Origin of the sequence: Calderihabitans maritimus (genome assembly GCF_002207765.1) — a bacterium.
Lineage (GTDB): Bacteria > Bacillota > KKC1 > Calderihabitantales > Calderihabitantaceae > Calderihabitans > Calderihabitans maritimus.
In genome coordinates, this window is the sequence record NZ_BDGJ01000092.1 from 1 (window position 1) to 3,008 (window position 3,008).

Annotated in this window: 1 rRNA gene; it reads left to right on the forward strand. The window is 57.1% G+C overall.

The features are described from left to right. The first annotated feature begins 44 nt into the window (after positions 1–44). Positions 45–3,001 (forward strand): 23S ribosomal RNA (locus KKC1_RS08465). Positions 3,002–3,008: the final 7 nt, after the last annotated feature.

Sequence of the window (3,008 nt, forward strand, 5' to 3'; positions counted from 1 at the left end):
AAACCGTTCTTTGAAAACTGCACAGGGGAGAGAGCGCCGAGCGAGGTCAAGCTAGTAAGGGCATACGGTGGATGCCTAGGCGCTAAGAGGCGAGGAAGGGCGTGGCAAGCTGCGAAAAGCCTCGGGGAGCCGCAAGCAGGCGTAGATCCGGGGATGCCCGAATGGGGTAACCCAGCGGGAGTAATATCCCGCTACCACAGGCTGAATAGATAGGCTTGTGGGGCGATACCGGGGGAACTGAAACATCTTAGTACCCCGAGGAAAAGAAAGAAAGATCGATTCCCTGAGTAGCGGCGAGCGAAAGGGGAAGAGCCCAAACCATATGCTAAGGCATATGGGGTTGTGGGACTTACCGTAAGGGGGCGGAAGAGCTAGCCGAAGCGGATTGGAAAATCCCACCATAGAAGGTAACAGTCCTGTAGGCGAAAGCTTGGAAGTCCTTGGTAAGGATCCCGAGTACCGCGGGGCACGTGGAACCCCGTGGGAAGCAGGGAGGACCACCTCCCAAGGCTAAATACTCCTTAGCGACCGATAGTGGACTAGTACCGTGAGGGAAAGGTGAAAAGCACCCCGGGAGGGGAGTGAAAGAGAACCTGAAACCGTATGCCTACAAGCAGTGGGAGCCTCGGAAGGGGTGACCGCGTACTTTTTGTAGAACGGGCCGGCGAGTTACGGTAGCTAGCGAGGTTAAGCCTTAAGAGGGCGGAGCCGGAGCGAAAGCGAGTCTGAAGAGGGCGAAAAGTTAGCTGCCGTAGACCCGAAACCGGGTGATCTACCCATGGGCAGGATGAAATTCCGGTAAAGCGGGATGGAGGTCCGAACCGACCGTCGTTGAAAAGGCGGCGGATGACCTGTGGGTAGGGGTGAAATGCCAATCGAACCCGGAGATAGCTGGTTCTCCCCGAAATAGCTTTAGGGCTAGCCTCAAGGGTTGATTTGTGGAGGTAGAGCACTGAAAAGGCTAGGGGCCCTACCAGGTTACCGAACCTTTTCAAACTCCGAATACCACAAATTGGACCTTGGGAGTCAGACCATGGGTGATAAGATTCATGGTCGAGAGGGGAACAGCCCAGACCGACAGCTAAGGTCCCCAAGTACGGGCTAAGTGGGGAAGGATGTGGAGCTGCAGAGACAACCAGGATGTTGGCTTAGAAGCAGCCATCATTTAAAGAGTGCGTAATAGCTCACTGGTCGAGTGGCTCTGCGCCGAAAATGTAACGGGGCTCAAGCCCGTCACCGAAGCTTCGGATAGCGGCGAAGCCGCTATGGTAGGGGAGCGTTCTCACCTGGTAGAAGCAAGTCTGAGAGGGCATGTGGACGGGTGAGAAGTGAGAATGCCGGCATAAGTAAGCGAAAAGGTGGGTGAGAATCCCACCCGCCGGAAGCCCAAGGTTTCCTGGGGAAGGCTCGTCCGCCCAGGGTAAGCCGGGACCTAAGCCGAGGCCGGAAGGCGTAGGCGATGGGCAATCGGTGGAGATTCCGATGCCACCTCATGGCCGTTAGCAGGAAGGGGTGACGCAGGAGGGTAGGCCAAGCGCACCGTTGGTTGAGTGCGTCCAAGCCGGTAGGGAGTGAGGCAGGCAAATCCGTCTCACAAAGATCCCGAGAGGTGAAGGGGAGCGAAAAATAAGTAGCGAAGTGGCTGATCCCACACTGCCGAGAAAAGCCTCTAACGAGGCCATGGGGTGCCCGTACCGGAAACCGACACAGGTGGGCAGGGAGAGAATCCCGAGGCGCGCGAGAGAACCCTCGTTAAGGAACTCGGCAAAATGGCCCCGTAACTTCGGGAGAAGGGGTACCCTGCTAGCGTGACCGTTCCGAGCGGATGGGAGCGCGAGAGGGTCGCAGAGAAATGGCCCAGGCGACTGTTTACCAAAAACACAGGTGCCTGCTAAATCGAAAGATGAAGTATAGGTGCTGACGCCTGCCCGGTGCTGGAAGGTTAAGGGGAAGGCTTAGCTTGGGGAAACCCGGGCGAAGGTCTGAACCGAAGCCCCAGTAAACGGCGGCCGTAACTATAACGGTCCTAAGGTAGCGAAATTCCTTGTCGGGTAAGTTCCGACCCGCACGAAAGGCGTAACGATCTGGGCACTGTCTCAACGAGGGGCTCGGCGAAATTGTAGTACCCGTGAAGATGCGGGTTACCTGCGACAGGACAGAAAGACCCCGTGGAGCTTTACTGTAGCCTGATATTGGACTTTGGTATGTCATGTACAGGATAGGTGGGAGACGTAGAAGCATGGCCGCCAGGCTGTGTGGAGTCGCCGGTGGGATACCACCCTTGATGTACTGAAGTTCTAACCCGAGGCCGTGAACCGGTCTGGGGACAGTGTCAGGTGGGCAGTTTGACTGGGGCGGTCGCCTCCTAAAGGGTAACGGAGGCGCCCAAAGGTTCCCTCAGCGCGGTTGGAAATCGCGCGTAGAGTGCAAAGGCAGAAGGGAGCTTGACTGTGAGACCGACGGGTCGAGCAGGGACGAAAGTCGGGCTTAGTGATCCGGCGGTACCGAGTGGAAGGGCCGTCGCTCAACGGATAAAAGCTACCCCGGGGATAACAGGCTTATCTCCCCCAAGAGTCCACATCGACGGGGAGGTTTGGCACCTCGATGTCGGCTCATCGCATCCTGGGGCTGAAGTAGGTCCCAAGGGTTGGGCTGTTCGCCCATTAAAGCGGTACGTGAGCTGGGTTCAGAACGTCGTGAGACAGTTCGGTCCCTATCCGTCGCAGGCGCAGGAAACTTGAGAGGAGCTGTCCCTAGTACGAGAGGACCGGGATGGACAGACCGCTGGTGTACCAGTTGTCCCGCCAGGGGCACAGCTGGGTAGCTATGTCTGGAAGGGATAAGCGCTGAAAGCATCTAAGCGCGAAGCCCGCCTCAAGATAAGGTTTCCCTTCCCGCATGGGAGTAAGACCCCTGGAAGATTACCAGGTTGATAGGCCAGAAGTGTAAGGTGGGTAACCACCTTAGCGGACTGGTACTAATAGGTCGAGGGCTTGACCTCTTGGTGC